Here is an 18,164-nt window from a genome sequence, read left to right on the forward strand (position 1 = left end):
CCATGTAAACAACTGATGTTTCTTCAGTTTTATTTGAACAACTTCCTGCTCCGAATAACTTGCCGGTTCACTCAGGCCGAATGCCGGGCAAGTTGTCCATCGGGTCAGGACTCAATCTGGTGCACGCAAACTTTTTTCAAACTTTTGTATGGGGCCACAGGCCTCCTTCAAGCGGCTGATTTCACATAGAAAATCTTGCTCATATTTCGATCCTGTCAAGTGCGTCAAAATGGTGAAAGGCTGCACCATTTTGCGGATTTTCGCTTTAAATCCTTATATTTCAATGACTTGATATCGATATAAGCTTATAAAAAATAATCTTGCCGATTGATTGAACACCAGCTAGTTTTTATTCCTGACACCGCTGACAGGAATAAACATTCCGCAGCATGTTGATTACAAAAACACTAGAACCGGCATAAGCCGGTCATGCCTGCGAGGAACTCGGAATGTCTCTGTTGATCCGTGGCGCCACCGTTATTACCCATGATGAAAGTTATAAAGCCGATGTGCTGTGCGCCGACGGCGTGATCAAGGCCATCGGCCAGAATCTGGACCCCGCAGGCTGCGAAGTGCTCGACGGCAGTGGCCAATACCTGATGCCCGGCGGCATCGATCCCCACACCCACATGCAACTGCCCTTCATGGGCACCGTGGCCAGCGAAGACTTCTTCAGCGGCACCGCGGCGGGCCTGGCGGGCGGCACCACTTCGATCATCGACTTCGTGATTCCCAACCCGCAGCAATCGCTGCTGGAGGCTTTTCACCAGTGGCGCGGCTGGGCCGAGAAGGCGGCTTCGGACTACGGCTTTCACGTGGCCATTACCTGGTGGAGCGAGCAGGTGCGCGAGGAAATGGCCGAGCTGGTGAACCAGCACGGGGTCAACAGCTTCAAGCATTTCATGGCCTACAAGAACGCGATCATGGCCGCCGACGACACCCTGGTGGCGAGCTTCGAACGCTGCCTGGAACTCGGCGCGGTGCCGACGGTGCACGCGGAGAACGGCGAGCTGGTCTACCACCTGCAACGCAAGCTGCTGGCCCAGGGCATCACCGGGCCGGAAGCGCATCCGCTGTCGCGCCCCTCTCAGGTTGAAGGCGAAGCCGCCAGCCGGGCCATCCGCATTGCCGAAACCCTGGGCACGCCGCTGTATCTGGTGCATGTCTCGACCCAGGAGGCCCTGGATGAAATCACCTACGCCCGCGGCAAGGGCCAGCCGGTGTACGGCGAAGTGCTGGCCGGGCACCTGCTGCTGGACGACAGCGTGTACCGCCACCCGGACTGGCAGACCGCCGCCGGCTACGTGATGAGCCCGCCCTTCCGCCCGCGCGGCCATCAGGAGGCGCTGTGGCATGGCCTGCAGTCGGGCAACCTGCACACCACCGCCACCGACCACTGCTGCTTCTGCGCAGAGCAGAAAGCCGCCGGCCGCGACGATTTCAGCAAGATCCCCAACGGCACCGCCGGCATCGAAGACCGCATGGCCGTGCTCTGGGACGAAGGAGTGAACAGCGGGCGCCTGTCGATGCAGGACTTCGTCGCCCTGACCTCCACCAACGCCGCGAAGATCTTCAACCTCTACCCACGCAAGGGCGCGATCCGCGTCGGCGCCGATGCCGACCTGGTGCTCTGGGACCCGCAAGGCAGCCGCACCATCTCCGCCAAGACCCACCACCAGCAGGTGGACTTCAACATCTTCGAAGGCAAGACCGTGCGCGGCGTGCCCAGCCACACCATCAGCCAGGGCAAGCTGGTCTGGGCCGACGGCGACCTGCGCGCCGAACGCGGTGCCGGCCGCTACATCGAGCGCCCGGCCTACCCGGCGGTGTTCGACCTGCTGAGCAAACGCGCCGAGGCGCACAAACCAACCGCCGTCAAACGCTGAACCCGACGACCCGAGATCCCTGCGATCCCGGTGATCCACGTGATCCCGCGGTCCCTGCGATCCCTGTAGCCGCTGCCGAGCACTAGCGAGGCTGCGATCGGCAACGCAGTTGCCGCAAAACCTGAATCCGCGATGCATCAGGTTGCATGGGTTGTCCGGGTGGCGGCCGCTTCGCGCCCGATCGCAGCCTCGCTGCGCTCGGCAGCGGCTACAACGACAGCCACAGCTTCGTTGTGAAAACAATGCCCGCCAGAGGCACCGATAAAAAACCGTGAGGCCAAAACCGTGATCAAGACCCTGAACCACTTGCCCCACCCCCATGAGGATGGCGCCACCCTCGCCGGCCATTTCAGCGACCTGGCGCCGCCGCTCAACGACCGCCAGGCGCACCTGGAAGCTTCGCGCTGCCTGTATTGCTACGACGCGCCGTGCGTCAACGCCTGCCCCAGCGAGATCGACATTCCCTCGTTCATCCGCCATATCCACACCGACAACGTCCAGGGCGCGGCGCAGAAAATTCTCTCGGCCAACATCCTCGGCGGCAGCTGCGCGCGGGTATGCCCCACGGAGATCCTTTGCCAGCAGGCCTGCGTGCGCAACAACGCCCACGAATGCGCGCCGGTGCTGATCGGCCTGTTGCAGCGCTACGCGGTGGACAACGCGCACTTCAGCCAGCACCCGTTCCAGCGCGAAGCCGCCAGCGGCAAGCGCATCGCCGTGGTCGGCGCTGGCCCGGCGGGCCTGGCGTGCGCCCACCGCTGCGCCATGCACGGCCATGACGTGGTGATTTTCGAGGCCCGGGAAAAAGCCGGCGGCCTCAACGAATACGGGATCGCCAAGTACAAGCTGGTGGACGACTTCGCACAGAAGGAGCTGGACTTCCTGCTGCAGATCGGCGGCATCGAGATCCGCCACGGGCACAAACTCGGCGACAACCTGAGCCTCACCGAGCTGCACCAGCAGTTCGACGCGGTGTTCCTCGGCCTGGGCCTGGCCGCCAGCAAACAGCTGGGCCTGCCCCATGAGGACGCCCCCGGCCTGCTGGCCGCCACCGACTACATCCGCGAGCTGCGCCAGGCCGACAACCTTGCGCAACTGCCCCTGGCCGACCGCTGCATCGTCCTTGGCGCCGGCAATACCGCGATCGACATGGCGGTGCAAATGGCCCGGCTCGGCGCCCACGATGTCAACCTGGTGTACCGCCGCGGCATCGAGGACATGGGCGCGACTCGCCATGAGCAAGACATTGCCAAGGCCAATCAGGTGCGCCTGCTGACCTGGGCTGCGCCCGAAGAGGTGCTGCTCAACGCCGAGGGCCAGGTGCGCGGCATGCGCTTCGCCCGCACGCGGCTGGTGGAGGGCCGCCTGCAAACCACCGGGGAGACCTTCGAACTGGCCGCCGACGCGATCTTCAAGGCCATCGGCCAGGCATTCGACGGCGCCGCCCTGAGCGACCCACTGGCCCGCGAGCTCAAGCGCGCTGGCGAGCGCATCGAAGTCGACGAACAGCTGCGCACCAGCATCCCCGGGGTGTATGCCGGCGGCGACTGCGTCAGCCTTGGCCAAGACCTCACCGTCCAGGCCGTGCAACACGGCAAGCGGGCCGCCGAAGCCATGCATGCCCAACTCATGCTCAACGTGGAGGCTGCGTAAATGGCCGATTTGTCGATTGTGTTCGCCGGTATCAAAGCCCCCAACCCGTTCTGGCTGGCCTCCGCGCCGCCGACCGACAAAGCCTACAACGTGGTCCGCGCCTTCGAGGCTGGCTGGGGTGGCGTGGTCTGGAAAACCCTGGGCGAGGACCCGGCGGCGGTCAACGTCTCGTCGCGCTACTCGGCGCATTTTGGCGCCAACCGCGAAGTGCTGGGCATCAACAATATCGAACTGATCACCGACCGCTCCCTGGAGATCAACCTCAGGGAAATCACCCAGGTCAAGAAGGACTGGCCGGACCGTGCGCTGATCGTGTCGCTGATGGTGCCTTGCGTCGAGGAGTCGTGGAAAAACATCCTGCCGCTGGTGGAAGCCACCGGCGCCGACGGCATCGAGCTGAATTTCGGCTGCCCCCACGGCATGCCGGAGCGCGGCATGGGCGCGGCGGTCGGCCAGGTGCCGGAGTACGTCGAGCAGGTTACCCGCTGGTGCAAGACCTATTGCTCGCTGCCGGTGATCGTCAAGCTGACGCCGAACATCACCGACATCCGCATGGCCGCTCGCGCCGCCCATCGCGGCGGCGCCGACGCGGTGTCGCTGATCAATACCATCAACTCGATCACCAGCGTCGACCTTGAGCGCATGGTGGCCAACCCGATGGTCGGCAGCCAGAGCACCCACGGCGGCTACTGCGGCTCGGCGGTCAAGCCGATTGCCCTGAACATGGTCGCCGAGATCGCCCGCGACCCGCAGACCCGGGGCCTGCCGATCTGCGGTATCGGCGGCATCGGCACCTGGCGCGATGCCGCGGAATTCGTCGCCCTGGGCTGCGGCGCGGTGCAGGTGTGCACGGCGGCGATGCTGCATGGCTTTCGCATTGTCGAGGAGATGAAGGACGGCCTGTCGCGGTGGATGGACAGCCAGGGTTATCACAGCCTGCAGGACTTCTCCGGGCGCGCGGTGGGCAACACCACCGACTGGAAGTACCTGGATATCAACTACCAGGTGATCGCCAAGATCGACCAGGACGCCTGCATCGGCTGCGGCCGCTGCCATATCGCCTGCGAAGACACCTCGCACCAGGCCATCGCCAGCCTCAAGCAGGCCGACGGCACGCATAAATACGAAGTGATCGACGCCGAATGCGTGGGCTGCAACCTGTGCCAGATCACCTGCCCGGTGCAGGACTGCATCGAGATGGTGCCCCAGGACACCGGCAAGCCGTTCCTCGACTGGCAGCACGACCCGCGCAATCCGTATCGCGAGGCGGTTTAGGCCCGGCGCAGAGCACGCCGACGCTTTCGCGGGCAAGCCTCGCTCCTACGGCATGCACCTGTAGGAGCGAGGCTTGCCCGCGATAAACGTAAACGTTGACGCCTACCCCCGTAGCCGCTGCCGAGCCCGCGAGGCTGCGATCGGCAACGCAGTGGCCGCAAAACCTGAATCCGCGGTGTGTCAGGTCTTGTGCGTTATCCGGGGTTGCGGCCGCTTCGCGACCGTTCGCAGCCTCGCTGCGCTCGGCAGCGGCTACACGCGGACGCTGCCGTATCAGGGTTCCAGGCCAATACCGCGCAGGATGACGCTGGTCACGGTCTGCACGGCCTTTTCGAACTGCATGTCCGACAGTGGCTGGTGGTCGTTGAGGATCATGATCTGGTGGTCGAAGTCGGCGTAATGCTGGGTCGAGGCCCAGATCATGTACAGCAGGCTCGAGGGTTCCACCGGCAGGATGCGCTGGTCTTCGACCCACTGGCGGATCTTCGCTTCCTTCATCTTCGCCCAGTCGTACAGGCTGGCATCCAGCGCCTCGCCCAGGGTCGGCGCGCCGTGGATGATTTCGTTGGCCCAGACTTTCGAGCCATGGGGCCGGCTGCGCGAATGGTTCATCTTGGCTCGGATATAACTGCTGAGCACCACCCGTGGGTCGTCGAACCTCTCGAAGCACAGCGCGTCCTGTTTCCACAGTTCCAGCAGCTCCAGCAGCACCGCGCTGTACAGCTCGCTCTTGGTGCTGAAGTAGTAATGCAGGTTGGAACGCGGCAATTGCACCTCGGCGGCGATATCGGCCATGGCCGTGCCGCTGAAACCCTTTTCGGCGAACACCTTTTCCGCCGCCAGGAGGATTTTCTCGACGTTGCTGCGACGGATCTCGATCTTGTGATTGCCCATAAGGGCTCCCTGAAAACAGTCTGCTGCAAGACTACCATCGGCCTTCGTACAAAAACGAAACTTCCTGCGCCCGACTTTCCCCGGCAAAACCGATTGGTTAGGATCCCTCCCGCCTTATTCCCGGGCACCTGAAGTGTTCCGTCCAGGCGTTGATTCGCGACACGGACATGCAGGCAGGACTTTCGCCGCCGAACCCAGAGCGTTTCGGCCATCCTGCAACGCCGCTATGGAGCTTATCCATGAACATTCGCAAACGCCGGGCCACGGACGATCCGCAGCTCGCCGCCCTGTGGGAACGCTCGGTACGGGCCACCCACGACTTTATCGCCGAAGACGACATCCAGCTGCTCTACCCCCTGGTGCGCGACACCTACCTGCCGGCCCTCGAAGCCTGGTTGCTGGAGGATGCCGACGGCACCCCGGCCGGCTTTATCGCTACCGCCGGCGACAAGGTGGAAATGCTGTTTATCGAGCCGACCCGCCGTGGCCAGGGCGTCGGCCGGCAACTGCTCGACCATGTGCGCAGCCGGCAGCCGCGGCTCAGCGTCGACGTCAACGAACAGAACCCCCAGGCCCATGGTTTTTATCGGCACTACGGTTTCGAAGACATCGGTCGTTCGGCAACCGACGGCCAGGGCCGGCCGTTCCCGATCATCCATATGCGCCTGAAAAGCGCTTGAACAGTGCGCCGATGTTTCATCCAGCGACCCGGCCGCGGTCCTTATACTCATCGGCGCATCGACTACCCGACACTCATTGAACAGGTATTTCCCATGCTGAAAAAACTGCTGACCACCAGCACCCTGCTGGCCTCTCTCGTCGCCGCCTCCTCGGCCTTCGCCCACGCCCACCTGCAAAGCCAGGTCCCGGCCGCCGACAGCACGGTGAGCGCGCCGAGCGAGTTGCGCCTGGTGTTCTCCGAAGGCGTCGAGGCGGCCTTCACTAAAGTCAGCCTGAGCAAGGATGGCGCGGCGGTCGCCGTCAAGGCCCTGGCCACCGAAGGCGCGGACAAGAAGACCCTGGTCGTGACCCCGGCGGCGCCGCTGGCGGCGGGCGCCTACAAGGTCGAGTGGCACGCGGTGTCGGTGGACACCCACAAGAGTGAAGGCAGCTACGGCTTCAAGGTCGGCCAGTAACCGATGTCGACCCTGTTGGTGCTCTGCCGCTTCGTGCATTTCGCGGCAGTCCTGCTGCTGTTCGGAGCCTGGGTATTCAGGCCCCTGCTGTTGGGGCGCGAGCCCGTTGCCGCCTTGGATCGCCGCCTGACGCGACTCGGCCGCTGGCTGGCCGGAATCGCCCTGGCCACCGGCATCTGTTGGTTGCTGCTGATCACCGCCAGCATGGCCGGCAGCGGCGCCGCGGCCCTGGACCCGGCGACCTTGCGACTGGTATTGGGCAAAACTTTTTTCGGCCAGGTATGGACCTGGCATCTGCTGCTCAATGGCGCGCTGCTGGTTCTGCTGCTGACCCGCCTGGGTGAGCGGCTGGCGCTACGGCTGACCCTCGCCGCCCTGCTGCTGGCCACCCTCGCCCCCGTGGGCCACGGCGCCATGCTCGACGGCCTCAGCGGCCAGTTGCTGATCCTCAACCAGATTGTCCACCTGGGCTGCGTCAGCCTGTGGCTCGGCGGTTTGCTGATGCTGCTGATGATTCTGCGCCAGCCCGACAGCCTGCCGCTGGGCCCGCTGTTGCAGCGTTTCAGTGGGGTCGGTTACGGGCTGGTGGCCGGGTTGAGCCTCAGCGGGCTGATCAATGTGCGGGTGCTGACCGGCCAGCTGTGGCCGACACCGCTGCTGTCCGGCTTTGCCCTGATCCTGCTGATCAAGGTGCTGCTGGTGTGCGGCATGTTCGCCCTGGCCCTGTTCAACCGCCTGCGCATCGAGGACTGCCAGCAACGCCTGGGCACCCTGCGCCGCAGCGTGCTGCTGGAATGGCTGCTGGGCATCGCCGCGGTGGCGGCCGTATCCCTGCTCGGCACCTTGCCGCCTCTCACCGCCTGAACCCTGCCCGTCTTCGGTAGGAGCGAGGCTTGCCCGCGATAGGATCTTGAGTCCGACACCAACTCCGGACCTGTATCGACCGGGCTGGCGCCTTCGCGGGCAAGCCTCGCTCCTACACAAGCGTCGGGTCATTCGACCCGGGTATCCCCTTCCGCGGCCGTATCGATACTCACCACCACCGACATCCCCGGACGCAAGCGCTCGCTTTCCGCCTTATCGGGATCGACGGTGATGCGCACCGGTATCCGCTGGGCGATCTTGACGAAATTGCCGGTGGCGTTGTCGGCCTGCAACAAGGCGAACTCCGAACCGGTGGCCGGCGAAATGCGCTGCACATGGCCGTGGAATTTGCGGTGGTCGAGCGCATCGACGGTGAAGCTCGCGGGCTGGCCGACGCGGATGTTGTCCATCTGGGTCTCCTTCATGTTGGCGATCACCCAGAGCTGGTTCGGCACCAGCGCCATCAGCTGCGCACCGGAATTGACGTAGGCCCCCAGGCGCACGCCGATCTGCCCCAGCTGGCCGTCGCGCGGCGCGGTGACCCGGGTGTTGGACAGGTCGATCCGCGCCAGTTGCACCGCTGCCTCGGCATTGGCCACCGCGGCCTCCAGCGAACCGCGATTGACGATCACCGTCTGCAGGTCCTGGCGGGCGATGTCCAGCTGCGCCTGGGCCTGGGCCACCGCGGCGAGGGTCTGGGCATTGGCGGCGCGGGTCACGTCGAGGTCCCGCTGGGACACCGAACCGTCGGCGATCAGCTCCTGGTTACGCCGCAGGTCGGCGGCGCTCTTGCGCGCCTGGGCCTGGCTGTCGGCCAGCGCCGCCTGGCGCAGTTTGATGGTGGCTTCAGCGCTGTTGCGTTGCTGCACGACATTGGCCAGCGCCGCCTTCTGCGCCGCCAGCTGGGCCAGGGACTGCTCCAGGCGCTGCTTGTAGATGCGGTCGTCGAGGCGCACCAGCAGGTCGCCGGCCTTGACGAACTGGAAGTCCTGCACCGGCACCTCGAACATATAGCCGCTGAGCTGCGGCCCAATGATCGTCACCTGGCCGCGCACCAGGGCGTTCTCGGTGCTTTCTATGGGGCTGCTGAACGGCGGCAGCTGCCAGGCATAGAGCACGATCATTACCCCAGTGATGGCGATCGCGGCGAACCCCAGGGACGAGATGATCCGCACCCGCAGCGAACGCGGCCCGGTCACCGTCAGCTGGGACGGCCAGGGCAAGGTGCGGCTGGCCGGCAGCGTCACCCAGGTGTTCAGCGGGACGCTCTGAGATGGGCGGTGTCTGCGCGGCCCTCAATAAAGCTCAACTCCCCAGGGTCAAGCCATTGGCCGGCAGCGGCAGCGCGGTCTTGTAGCGCACCTGCTTGAGGGCGAAGCTGGAGCGGATGTTGGCCACGCCCGGCACCTTGGTCAGGAAGTCCATCATGAAGCGCTCCAGGGCCTGGATGGTCGGCACCAGCACGCGGATCAGGTAGTCCGGGTCGCCGGCCATCAGGTAGCACTCCATGACTTCCGGGCGGTCGGCGATGGCCTCTTCGAAGTGCTGCAGCGCCTCCTCCACCTGCTTCTCCAGGCTGACATGAATGAACACGTTGACGTGCAGCCCCAGCAAGTCGGCATCCAGCAGGGTCACCTGCTCGCGGATCAGCCCCAGTTCCTCCATGGCGCGCACGCGGTTGAAGCATGGGGTCGGCGAGAGGTTCACCGAACGGGCGAGGTCGGCGTTGGTGATACGGGCATTCTCCTGGAGGCTGTTGAGAATGCCGATGTCGGTACGGTCCAGTTTGCGCATGAGACAAATCAACCTGTTTTTTATGTTTATGCAGATTTTTTATCTGCAAATCGTCTCAAGCGCAACGAAACAGAGATAAATATTCTCCTTGGCCCGGCCTATGATTGTTGTAGGACAAGATTTCTTCACCCAAGAATGATTGCCAGCTCACTACAAGAAATTCACAAGATCGAGCGTAGACAGCCATGACCCAAGCGTATGAACCGCTGCGCCTGCACGTGCCCGAACCCTCAGGCCGTCCCGGTTGCAAAACCGACTTCTCCTACCTGCGCCTGACCGACGCCGGCACGGTGCGCAAACCCTCCATCGATGTAGAACCCGCCGACACCGCCGACCTGGCCCGTGGCCTGATCCGCGTGCTCGACGACCAGGGCAATGCCCTCGGTCCCTGGGCCGACAACGTGCCGGTGCAGATCCTGCGCCAGGGCATGCGCGCCATGCTCAAGACGCGGATCTTCGACAACCGCATGGTGGTCGCCCAGCGCCAGAAGAAGATGTCGTTCTACATGCAGAGCCTCGGCGAGGAAGCCATCGGCAGTGCCCAGGCGCTGGCGCTGAACATCGACGACATGTGCTTCCCCACCTACCGCCAGCAAAGCATCCTGATGGCCCGCGACGTGCCGCTGGTGGACATGATCTGCCAGCTGTTGTCCAACGAGCGCGATCCGCTCAAGGGCCGCCAACTGCCGATCATGTATTCGGTCAAGGAAGCCGGTTTCTTCACCATCTCCGGCAACCTGGCCACCCAGTTCGTGCAGGGCGTGGGTTGGGGCATGGCCTCGGCGATCAAGGGCGATACCAAGATCGCCTCGGCCTGGATCGGCGACGGCGCCACCGCCGAGTCGGACTTCCACACCGCCCTGACCTTTGCCCACGTGTACCGCGCGCCGGTGATCCTCAACGTGGTCAACAACCAGTGGGCGATCTCCACCTTCCAGGCCATCGCCGGCGGTGAAGCCACCACCTTCGCCGGACGCGGCGTCGGTTGCGGCATCGCCTCGCTGCGGGTGGACGGCAACGATTTCATCGCGGTCTACGCCGCCTCCGCCTGGGCCGCCGAACGCGCCCGGCGCAACCTCGGCCCGACCCTGATCGAATGGGTGACCTACCGCGCCGGCCCGCACTCGACTTCCGACGACCCGTCGAAGTACCGCCCGGCCGACGACTGGAGCCACTTCCCCCTCGGCGACCCGATCGCCCGCCTCAAGCAGCACCTGATCAAGATCGGCCAGTGGTCCGAAGAGGAACACGCCACGGTCAGCGCCGAACTGGAAGCCGAAGTCATCGCCGCGCAGAAGCAGGCCGAGCAGTACGGCACCCTCGCCGGCGGGCAGATCCCCAGCGCCGCGACCATGTTCGAGGACGTCTACAAGGAAATGCCCGAGCACCTCAAGCGCCAACGCCAGCAACTGGGAATCTGACATGAACGACCACAACAACAATATCCAGTTGGAAACCGCCATGACCACGACCACCATGACCATGATCCAGGCCCTGCGCTCGGCCATGGATGTGATGCTAGAGCGTGACGACAACGTGGTGGTGTTCGGCCAGGACGTCGGTTATTTCGGCGGCGTGTTCCGTTGCACCGAGGGCCTGCAGACCAAGTACGGCACCTCGCGGGTGTTCGATGCGCCGATCTCGGAGAGCGGCATCGTCGGCGTCGCCGTCGGCATGGGCGCCTACGGCCTGCGCCCGGTGGCGGAAATCCAGTTCGCCGACTACGTCTACCCGGCCTCGGACCAGATCATTTCCGAAGCAGCGCGCCTGCGCTATCGCTCCGCCGGCCAGTTCACCGCACCGATGACCCTGCGCATGCCATGCGGCGGCGGCATCTACGGCGGCCAGACCCACAGCCAGAGCATCGAGGCGATGTTCACCCAGGTCTGCGGCCTGCGCACCGTGATGCCGTCCAACCCCTACGACGCCAAGGGCCTGCTGATCGCCTCCATCGAAAACGATGACCCGGTGATCTTCCTCGAGCCCAAGCGCCTGTACAACGGCCCGTTCGACGGCCACCACGACCGCCCGGTAACCCCCTGGTCGAAACACCCCTCGGCCCAGGTGCCGGACGGCTACTACAAGGTGCCGCTGGACGTCGCCGCCATCGCCCGGCCGGGCAAGGACGTCACCGTGCTGACCTACGGCACCACGGTGTATGTCTCGCAAGTGGCCGCCGAGGAAACCGGCATCGACGCCGAAGTCATCGACCTGCGCAGCCTGTGGCCGCTGGACCTGGACACCATCGTCAAGTCGGTGAAGAAGACCGGCCGCTGCGTGGTGGTCCACGAAGCCACCCGCACCTGCGGGTTCGGCGCCGAGCTGGTGTCGCTGGTGCAAGAACACTGCTTCCACCACCTGGAAGCGCCAATCGAGCGCGTGACCGGTTGGGACACCCCCTACCCGCACGCGCAGGAGTGGGCGTATTTCCCTGGCCCGTCCCGAGTGGGCGCGGCTTTGCAACGGGTCATGGAGGTCTGAATGGGCACGCACGTAATCAAGATGCCGGACATCGGCGAAGGCATCGCAGAAGTAGAACTGGCGCAGTGGCACGTCAAGGTCGGCGACCTGGTGGTCGAGGATCAGGTGCTGGCCGACGTCATGACCGACAAGGCCATGGTCGACATCCCCTCCCCGGTGCACGGCAAAGTCATCGCCCTGGGCGGCCAGCCCGGCGAGGTGATGGCGGTGGGCAGTGTGTTGATCAGCATCGAGGTCGAAGGCGCCGGCAACCTCAAGGCGTCCGATCAGCTGGTCAAGGAGCCCGCGGTTATTAAAGAAGCCGCACCGGCAGCGGCAGCGCCCAAGGTCGAGGCCGCGCCAGTGCTGGAAAGCAAACCCGCCGCCGCATGCCGCCCCGCGCCCCAGGCGCCGGTAGCCCGCGAGGCCGACGAGCGCCCGCTGGCCTCCCCGGCCGTGCGCAAGCATGCGCTGGACCTGGGCATCCAGCTGCGCCTGGTGCAGGGCAGCGGCCCGGCCGGCCGTATCCTCCACGAGGACCTGGACGCCTACCTGGCCCAGGGCACCCAGCATGCACGCAGCGGCTCGGCGCCGTCCGGCTATGCCCAGCGTCACGACGAAGAGCAGATCCCGGTGATCGGCATGCGCCGCAAGATCGCCCAGCGCATGCAGGAAGCCACCCAGCGCGCCGCCCACTTCAGTTATGTCGAGGAAATCGACGTCACCGCCGTGGAAGAGCTGCGCGCGCACCTCAATGAAAAACACGGCGCCACCCGCGGCAAGCTGACCCTGCTGCCATTCCTGGTGCGGGCGCTGGTCGTGGCCCTGCGCGATTTCCCGCAGATCAACGCACGCTACGACGACGAAGCCCAGGTCATCACCCGCCACGGCGCGGTGCATGTCGGGGTGGCCACGCAAAGCGACGTCGGCCTGATGGTGCCGGTGGTACGCCACGCCGAAGCCCGCAGCCTGTGGGACAGCGCCGCGGAGATTTCCCGCCTGGCCACGGCCGCGCGCACGGGCAAGGCGGCCCGCGACGAACTGTCCGGCTCAACCATCACCCTCACCAGCCTCGGCGCCCTGGGCGGCATCGTCAGCACGCCGGTGCTGAACCTGCCGGAAGTGGCAATCGTCGGGGTGAACAAGATCATCGAACGGCCGATGGTGATCAAAGGCCAGGTGGTGATCCGCAAGATGATGAACCTCTCCAGCTCCTTCGATCACCGGGTGGTCGACGGCATGGACGCGGCGCTCTTCATCCAGGCCATTCGCGGCCTGCTCGAACAACCCGCCAGTCTTTTCGTTGAATAGGCATTCCTGGAGCAAGGCATGCAACAGACTCTGAACACTACATTGCTGATCATCGGCGGCGGCCCCGGCGGTTACGTGGCGGCGATCCGCGCCGGCCAGCTGGGCATCTCGACCATCCTGGTGGAAGGCCAGGCGCTGGGCGGCACCTGCCTGAACATCGGCTGCATCCCGTCCAAGGCGCTGATTCATGTCGCCGAGCAGTTCCACCAGGCCCGGCACCACAGCCAGGGCTCGCCCCTGGGCATCAACCTGTCCGCGCCGACCCTGGACATCGGCAAGAGCGTGGAATGGAAAGACGGCATCGTCGACCGCCTGACCACCGGCGTCGCCGCCCTGCTGAAAAAGCACAAGGTCCAGGTGATCCAGGGCTGGGCCAAGGTTGTCGACGGCAAGACCGTGGACATCGAAGGCACCGACACCCGCATCCAGTGCGAGCACCTGCTGCTGGCCAGCGGTTCGAAAAGCGTCAATCTGCCGATGCTGCCGATTGGCGGGCCGATCATCTCCTCCACCGAAGCCCTGGCGCCCAAGGCCCTGCCCAAGCGTTTGATCGTGGTCGGCGGCGGCTATATCGGCCTGGAACTGGGCATCGCCTACCGCAAGCTCGGCGCCGAGGTCAGCGTGGTCGAGGCCCAGGAGCGCATTCTGCCGGCCTACGATAGCGAGCTGACCCAGCCGGTGCTCGAATCGGTGAAGCAACTGGGGATCAAGCTTTACCTCAAGCACAGCGTCGAAGGTTTCGATGCCGCGACCCACACCTTGCAGGTGCGCGACCCGAACGGCGACAGCCTGAAGCTGGAAACCGACCAGGTGCTGGTGGCGGTCGGGCGCAAGCCCAACACCCAGGGCTGGAACCTCGAAGCGCTGAACCTGGAGATGAACGGCTCGGCCCTGCGTATCGACAACCGTTGCCAGACCAGCATGCGCAATGTCTGGGCCATCGGCGACCTCACCGGCGAACCGATGCTCGCGCACCGGGCCATGGCCCAGGGCGAGATGGTCGCCGAACTGATCGCCGGCCAGCATCGGGAGTTCAACCCCACGGCCATCGCCGCGGTGTGCTTCACCGACCCGGAGCTGGTGGTGGTCGGCAAGACCCCGGACGAAGCCAAGGCCGCCGGCCTGGACTGCATCGTGTCGAGCTTCCCGTTCGCCGCCAACGGCCGCGCCATGACCCTGGAATCGAAAAGCGGTTTCGTGCGGGTGGTGGCACGCCGTGACAATCACCTGATTGTCGGCTGGCAGGCGGTGGGCGTCGGCGTGTCCGAGCTGTCCACGGCCTTTGGCCAGTCGCTGGAAATGGGCGCGCGCCTGGAAGATATCGCCGGCACCATCCACGCCCATCCGACCCTGGGCGAGGCGGTGCAGGAAGCGGCATTGCGCGCCCTGGGCCACGCCTTGCATCTGTAAAAACGCAACACCGGGAGGCAACACCCCGCCCCTGTAGCCGCTGCCGCAGGCTGCGATAAGGCCCGCAGGGCCTTCAAGGATCTCAAGAGCACGTCCTCTTCGAGGCCGATCGCAGCCTGCGGCAGCGGCTACAAGGGGCGAGGCAGGCCCGGGTCATGGCAGCGATATCCGTAGGAGCGAGGCTTGCCCGCGAAAACGTCGGCACAGGCGGCCCAAGATTACTGCCGTACTCGCGGGCGCTTTCGCGAGCAAGCTTCGCTCCTACGGGTGCAGGCCTGGGTGATCACGGTGGTAGCCGTAGGAGCGAGGCTTGCCCGCGAAGACGTCGGCACAGACGGCTCAAGATTCGTGCCGGGCTCACGGGCGCTTTCGCGAGCAAGCTTCGCTCCTACGGGTGCAGGTCCGGGGGATCGCGGGGTATCCGTAAAAGCGGTGATGGGAGGACTCATGAGCAGGCTAAGTTTTTTTGTTCACCCTCCCATCGCCCGGGATGCGGTGGCCCCCTGGAATGCAGTATTGTTGTGCCCATTCAAAAAACGTCAGAAGCCTTGAACCGTTGCGACGGTTGTTAAGCGATAGAGGGTGTCATGGGTAACGAAAGCATCAATTGGGACAAGCTGGGTTTTGACTACATCAAGACAGACAAGCGCTATCTGTCGCACTGGCGTAATGGCGAGTGGGACAAAGGCACCCTGACCGAAGATAACGTGCTGCACATCAGCGAAGGCTCCACGGCCCTTCACTATGGCCAGCAGTGCTTCGAAGGCCTGAAGGCCTACCGCTGCAAGGACGGTTCGATCAACCTGTTCCGCCCGGACCAGAACGCCGCTCGCATGCAACGCAGCTGCGCGCGCCTGCTGATGCCGCAGGTGTCCACCGAGCAGTTCGTCGAAGCGTGCAAGCAAGTAGTACGTGCCAACGAGCGTTTCATCCCGCCTTACGGCACCGGCGGCGCGCTGTACCTGCGCCCGTTCGTGATCGGCGTGGGTGACAACATCGGCGTGCGCACCGCCCCCGAATTCATCTTCTCGATCTTCGCCATTCCGGTCGGCGCCTACTTCAAGGGCGGCCTGACCCCGCACAACTTCCTGATCTCCAGCTACGACCGCGCAGCGCCACAAGGCACCGGCGCGGCCAAGGTCGGTGGCAACTACGCCGCCAGCCTGATGCCAGGTTCGGAAGCCAAGAAGAAGCACTTCGCCGATTGCATCTACCTGGACCCGCTGACCCACTCGAAGATCGAGGAAGTCGGTTCGGCCAACTTCTTCGGCATCACCCACGATGACAAATTCGTCACGCCGAAGTCGCCGTCGGTACTGCCGGGCATCACCCGCCTGTCGCTGATCGAATTGGCCAAGACCCGTCTGGGCCTGGAAGTGGTCGAAGGCGACGTGCTGATCGACAAGCTGTCGGACTTCAAGGAAGCCGGCGCCTGCGGTACCGCCGCGGTGATCACGCCGATCGGCGGCATCGAGTACCAGGACAAGCTGCACGTGTTCTACAGCGAAAAAGAAGTCGGCCCGATCACCCAGAAGCTCTACAAAGAGCTGACCGGCGTGCAGACCGGCGACATCGAAGCGCCAGCCGGCTGGATCGTCAAGGTCTGACCTGACCCCGGCAGCAAAAAGCCCGCCCTTCACTTGCGTGATCGGCGGGCTTTTTATTGCCCTCTGTTCGTCCAGCCGGCCCGCCGCGGTCTTCGCGCCAGGCCTTATGGATAGGCGAGATCGCGGTTACTGATGCTGGACCTGGAACATCGAGTTCACCTGGACCTGCGCCAGCATGTGCTCGGCACCGCCGCCGCGACGCATGCCGCGCACCGGGCAGGCGTCGAGGTAGTCGAGGCCGACCGCCAGCTTCAGGTGCCGCTCCGGCCGCGCCAGGCGGTTGGTCACGTCGAAGCTGTACCAGCCATCGTCGATCCAGGCCTCGGCCCAGGCATGGCTGGCCAGGTGGCTTTCGTCTTCGGTGCACAGGTAGCCGGAGACATACCGCGCGGGAATCCCCAGGCCGCGGGCGCAGGCCAGGAACGCGTGGGTGTGGTCCTGGCAGACCCCGGCACGGCCGGCGAAAGCCTCGGCAGCGGTGGTGTCCACCGTGGTCGCGCCGGGGCTGTAGGCGATGTGCGCGGCCAGGGCATGCATCAACTCGATCAGCGCCGCGCGGTCGCGCCGGGTGCCGCAGTGCTGCGCGGCAAAGGCGCCGAGGGCGGCGTCGGCCTTGGTCAGCGGGCTGCTGCGCAGGAACGGCAGCGGCGACTGGCTGTCGTGCTCCATCTCGCGGGCCTGATCGATCTCCACCTGGCCGTAGGCGCTCAGGACCAGCGCGCCATGGGGCTCGTCCATGGTCAGCACGTGCAGGATATTGCCGTAGGGGTCGAGCTGGCTGCGCACCAGGCGCGGCAGTTCCAGGTGCCATTCGAGGATGTGCTGGCGCTCGCTGTCCTGCGGGGTCAGGCGCAGGAACTGGATGCTGGTGCAGACTTCGTCGGCGTAGCTGTAGGTGGTGTCGTGGCGTATGGAAAGTTTCATACAACCTCCAGGTAGGAGTCGTGGACGGTTTGCCCCAGGTGGCGGATCTGGGCGATGAAATCGCTCAGCCACAGGTGCAAGCCCGACGCGAGGATTTCATCGATTCCGGTGTAGCGCAGCCGCGCATTCAGCTCGGCGGCCAGGCGCTGGGCCGGGCGGCCGTTGTTGCCCGGCAGGCTGGCGAGGATCTGGTCCAGCTCCTCCACGCAGGCATGCAGCGAGCGCGGTACGTCGGCGCGCAACAGCAGCATTTCGGAGACCTGCTCGGCGCCCGGGGCATTGCGGTAGATCTCGTTGAACGCCTCGAACGAGGACAGGGCGCGGAGCAAGGCGCTCCACTGGTAATAGCCGCGGGCGGAGTTGTCGCTGACCTCCTCCGACTCCTCGCCGAACATTTCGTAGCGCGCGTCCAGCAAGCGCAGGGTGTTGTCGGCGCGCTCGATAAAGGTGCCCAGGCGAATGAAGCAATAGGCGTCGTTGCGCATGATGGTGCCCGAGGTCGCGCCGCGGAACAGGTGCGAACGCTCCTTGACCCATTCGCAGAAATGGCTGATGCCGTAGCGCCCCAGGCCGCTCTTGGCGATGTTGCGCATTTCCAGCCAGGTGGCGTTGATGTTTTCCCACATGTCGGCGGTGATCCGCCCGCGCACCGCGTGGGCGTTGGTCCGCGCCGCCCGCAAGCAGCAATAGATACTGCCCGGGTTGGTCTCGTCGAGGGCGAAAAAGTGCAGCATGCGTTCGGTGTTCAGCTCGCCGTAACGCTGGTTGTAATCGTCCAGGGTGCCGGCGGCCAGCAGCGACATCGCCAGCTCGGCATGGCCGTCGCTACGCCCCGCCTGGGGCATCAACGACAGCGAATAACTGACTTCGAGCATGCGCGCCAGGTTCTCGGCGCGCTCCAGGTAACGGGACATCCAGTAGAGGTCTGCAGCGGTTCTTGAAAGCATCGG

The 18,164-nt window shown here is 64.8% G+C and carries 16 protein-coding genes; 11 read left to right on the plus strand and 5 right to left on the minus strand.

All coding sequences use genetic code 11. The features are described from left to right. Positions 1-449: 449 nt before the first annotated feature. The 3 genes from hydA (at position 450) to preA (ending at position 4,814) form a co-directional block, all read left to right on the plus strand. On the plus strand, positions 450-1,886 hold the full coding sequence (hydA, locus tag BLV20_RS22765) for a dihydropyrimidinase (protein ID WP_092304701.1): 1,437 nt from the start codon (positions 450-452) through the stop codon (positions 1,884-1,886). 285 nt (positions 1,887-2,171) lie between these two features. After that, positions 2,172-3,539: an NAD(P)-dependent oxidoreductase gene (locus BLV20_RS22770; RefSeq protein WP_092304702.1), complete on the plus strand. Its 1,368-nt coding sequence runs from the start codon at positions 2,172-2,174 to the stop codon at positions 3,537-3,539. Beyond that, positions 3,540-4,814 carry an NAD-dependent dihydropyrimidine dehydrogenase subunit PreA gene (gene preA / locus BLV20_RS22775; RefSeq protein ID WP_092304703.1) on the plus strand — a complete coding sequence of 425 codons (1,275 nt, stop codon included), beginning with the start codon at positions 3,540-3,542 and terminating at the stop codon, positions 4,812-4,814. Positions 4,815-5,087: 273 nt separating this feature from the next. Here preA and BLV20_RS22780 read toward each other — a convergent pair whose 3' ends face one another. Continuing rightward, positions 5,088-5,708: a TetR/AcrR family transcriptional regulator gene (locus BLV20_RS22780; protein ID WP_092304704.1), complete on the minus strand. Its 621-nt coding sequence runs from the start codon at positions 5,706-5,708 to the stop codon at positions 5,088-5,090. A 239-nt stretch (positions 5,709-5,947) separates the two neighbouring features. On the opposite strand from BLV20_RS22780, the gene BLV20_RS22785 reads away from it, so the two are divergent. The 3 genes from BLV20_RS22785 to copD all read left to right on the plus strand — a co-directional run bounded on the left by BLV20_RS22785 (position 5,948) and on the right by copD (position 7,708). Then, entirely contained in the window at positions 5,948-6,388 is a 441-nt protein-coding gene (locus BLV20_RS22785; RefSeq protein ID WP_092304705.1) for an acetyltransferase, read from the plus strand. Positions 6,389-6,481: 93 nt separating this feature from the next. Beyond that, positions 6,482-6,844 carry a copper homeostasis periplasmic binding protein CopC gene (gene copC / locus BLV20_RS22790; RefSeq protein WP_092304706.1) on the plus strand — a complete coding sequence of 121 codons (363 nt, stop codon included), beginning with the start codon at positions 6,482-6,484 and terminating at the stop codon, positions 6,842-6,844. 3 nt (positions 6,845-6,847) lie between these two features. Beyond that, complete coding sequence (gene copD / locus BLV20_RS22795; RefSeq protein ID WP_092304707.1) at positions 6,848-7,708, plus strand: copper homeostasis membrane protein CopD; 861 nt, start codon at positions 6,848-6,850, stop codon at positions 7,706-7,708. A 128-nt stretch (positions 7,709-7,836) separates the two neighbouring features. Here the strand turns inward: copD and BLV20_RS22800 are convergent, their stop codons facing one another. Together BLV20_RS22800 and bkdR are read right to left on the minus strand one after the other, a co-directional pair. Next, complete coding sequence (locus BLV20_RS22800; protein WP_256577866.1) at positions 7,837-8,955, minus strand: HlyD family secretion protein; 1,119 nt, start codon at positions 8,953-8,955, stop codon at positions 7,837-7,839. A gap of 58 nt (positions 8,956-9,013) precedes the next feature. Next, entirely contained in the window at positions 9,014-9,502 is a 489-nt protein-coding gene (bkdR, locus tag BLV20_RS22805) for a Bkd operon transcriptional regulator BkdR (protein WP_007923098.1), read from the minus strand. A 185-nt stretch (positions 9,503-9,687) separates the two neighbouring features. On the opposite strand from bkdR, the gene BLV20_RS22810 reads away from it, so the two are divergent. From BLV20_RS22810 to BLV20_RS22830, 5 genes are all read left to right on the plus strand, one after another. Beyond that, complete coding sequence (locus BLV20_RS22810) at positions 9,688-10,923, plus strand: 3-methyl-2-oxobutanoate dehydrogenase (2-methylpropanoyl-transferring) subunit alpha (RefSeq protein ID WP_092304708.1); 1,236 nt, start codon at positions 9,688-9,690, stop codon at positions 10,921-10,923. A gap of 1 nt (position 10,924) precedes the next feature. After that, positions 10,925-11,983 carry an alpha-ketoacid dehydrogenase subunit beta gene (locus BLV20_RS22815; RefSeq protein WP_092304709.1) on the plus strand — a complete coding sequence of 353 codons (1,059 nt, stop codon included), beginning with the start codon at positions 10,925-10,927 and terminating at the stop codon, positions 11,981-11,983. Continuing rightward, on the plus strand, positions 11,984-13,273 hold the full coding sequence (locus tag BLV20_RS22820) for a dihydrolipoamide acetyltransferase family protein (protein WP_092304710.1): 1,290 nt from the start codon (positions 11,984-11,986) through the stop codon (positions 13,271-13,273). Positions 13,274-13,291: 18 nt separating this feature from the next. Beyond that, positions 13,292-14,683, plus strand: a complete 1,392-nt coding sequence (lpdA, locus tag BLV20_RS22825; protein WP_092304711.1) for a dihydrolipoyl dehydrogenase — start codon at positions 13,292-13,294, stop codon at positions 14,681-14,683. Between the two features lie 587 nt (positions 14,684-15,270). After that, positions 15,271-16,290 (plus strand): branched-chain amino acid aminotransferase, encoded by a 1,020-nt coding sequence (locus BLV20_RS22830; RefSeq protein ID WP_092304712.1) that lies wholly within the window; start codon positions 15,271-15,273, stop codon positions 16,288-16,290. 126 nt (positions 16,291-16,416) lie between these two features. Here the strand turns inward: BLV20_RS22830 and BLV20_RS22835 are convergent, their stop codons facing one another. Both BLV20_RS22835 and BLV20_RS22840 read right to left on the minus strand, forming a co-directional pair. Further along, positions 16,417-17,214 (minus strand): transglutaminase family protein, encoded by a 798-nt coding sequence (locus BLV20_RS22835; protein ID WP_092304713.1) that lies wholly within the window; start codon positions 17,212-17,214, stop codon positions 16,417-16,419. Continuing rightward, a complete protein-coding gene (locus tag BLV20_RS22840) occupies positions 17,211-18,161 on the minus strand; it encodes an alpha-E domain-containing protein (protein ID WP_092304714.1) in 951 nt (316 codons plus the stop codon). The genes BLV20_RS22835 and BLV20_RS22840 overlap by 4 nt, the downstream gene beginning before the upstream one ends. Between the last annotated feature and the right edge of the window lie 3 nt (positions 18,162-18,164).

The organism is Pseudomonas sp. NFIX28 (genome assembly GCF_900107395.1).
Lineage (GTDB): Bacteria > Pseudomonadota > Gammaproteobacteria > Pseudomonadales > Pseudomonadaceae > Aquipseudomonas.

What these genes read in the sequence shown, in the direction of transcription:
- BLV20_RS22785 (WP_092304705.1), top strand. Translation starts at nt 5,948, where the DNA reads ATGAACATTCGCAAACGCCGGGCCACGGACGATCCGCAGCTCGCCGCC.
- bkdR (WP_007923098.1), bottom strand. Translation starts at nt 9,502, where the DNA reads ATGCGCAAACTGGACCGTACCGACATCGGCATTCTCAACAGCCTCCAG.
- BLV20_RS22840 (WP_092304714.1), bottom strand. Translation starts at nt 18,161, where the DNA reads ATGCTTTCAAGAACCGCTGCAGACCTCTACTGGATGTCCCGTTACCTG.
- preA (WP_092304703.1), top strand. Translation starts at nt 3,540, where the DNA reads ATGGCCGATTTGTCGATTGTGTTCGCCGGTATCAAAGCCCCCAACCCG.
- BLV20_RS22810 (WP_092304708.1), top strand. Translation starts at nt 9,688, where the DNA reads ATGACCCAAGCGTATGAACCGCTGCGCCTGCACGTGCCCGAACCCTCA.
- BLV20_RS22820 (WP_092304710.1), top strand. Translation starts at nt 11,984, where the DNA reads ATGGGCACGCACGTAATCAAGATGCCGGACATCGGCGAAGGCATCGCA.
- hydA (WP_092304701.1), top strand. Translation starts at nt 450, where the DNA reads ATGTCTCTGTTGATCCGTGGCGCCACCGTTATTACCCATGATGAAAGT.
- BLV20_RS22835 (WP_092304713.1), bottom strand. Translation starts at nt 17,214, where the DNA reads ATGAAACTTTCCATACGCCACGACACCACCTACAGCTACGCCGACGAA.
- BLV20_RS22830 (WP_092304712.1), top strand. Translation starts at nt 15,271, where the DNA reads ATGGGTAACGAAAGCATCAATTGGGACAAGCTGGGTTTTGACTACATC.
- lpdA (WP_092304711.1), top strand. Translation starts at nt 13,292, where the DNA reads ATGCAACAGACTCTGAACACTACATTGCTGATCATCGGCGGCGGCCCC.
- copC (WP_092304706.1), top strand. Translation starts at nt 6,482, where the DNA reads ATGCTGAAAAAACTGCTGACCACCAGCACCCTGCTGGCCTCTCTCGTC.
- BLV20_RS22780 (WP_092304704.1), bottom strand. Translation starts at nt 5,708, where the DNA reads ATGGGCAATCACAAGATCGAGATCCGTCGCAGCAACGTCGAGAAAATC.
- BLV20_RS22815 (WP_092304709.1), top strand. Translation starts at nt 10,925, where the DNA reads ATGAACGACCACAACAACAATATCCAGTTGGAAACCGCCATGACCACG.
- copD (WP_092304707.1), top strand. Translation starts at nt 6,848, where the DNA reads ATGTCGACCCTGTTGGTGCTCTGCCGCTTCGTGCATTTCGCGGCAGTC.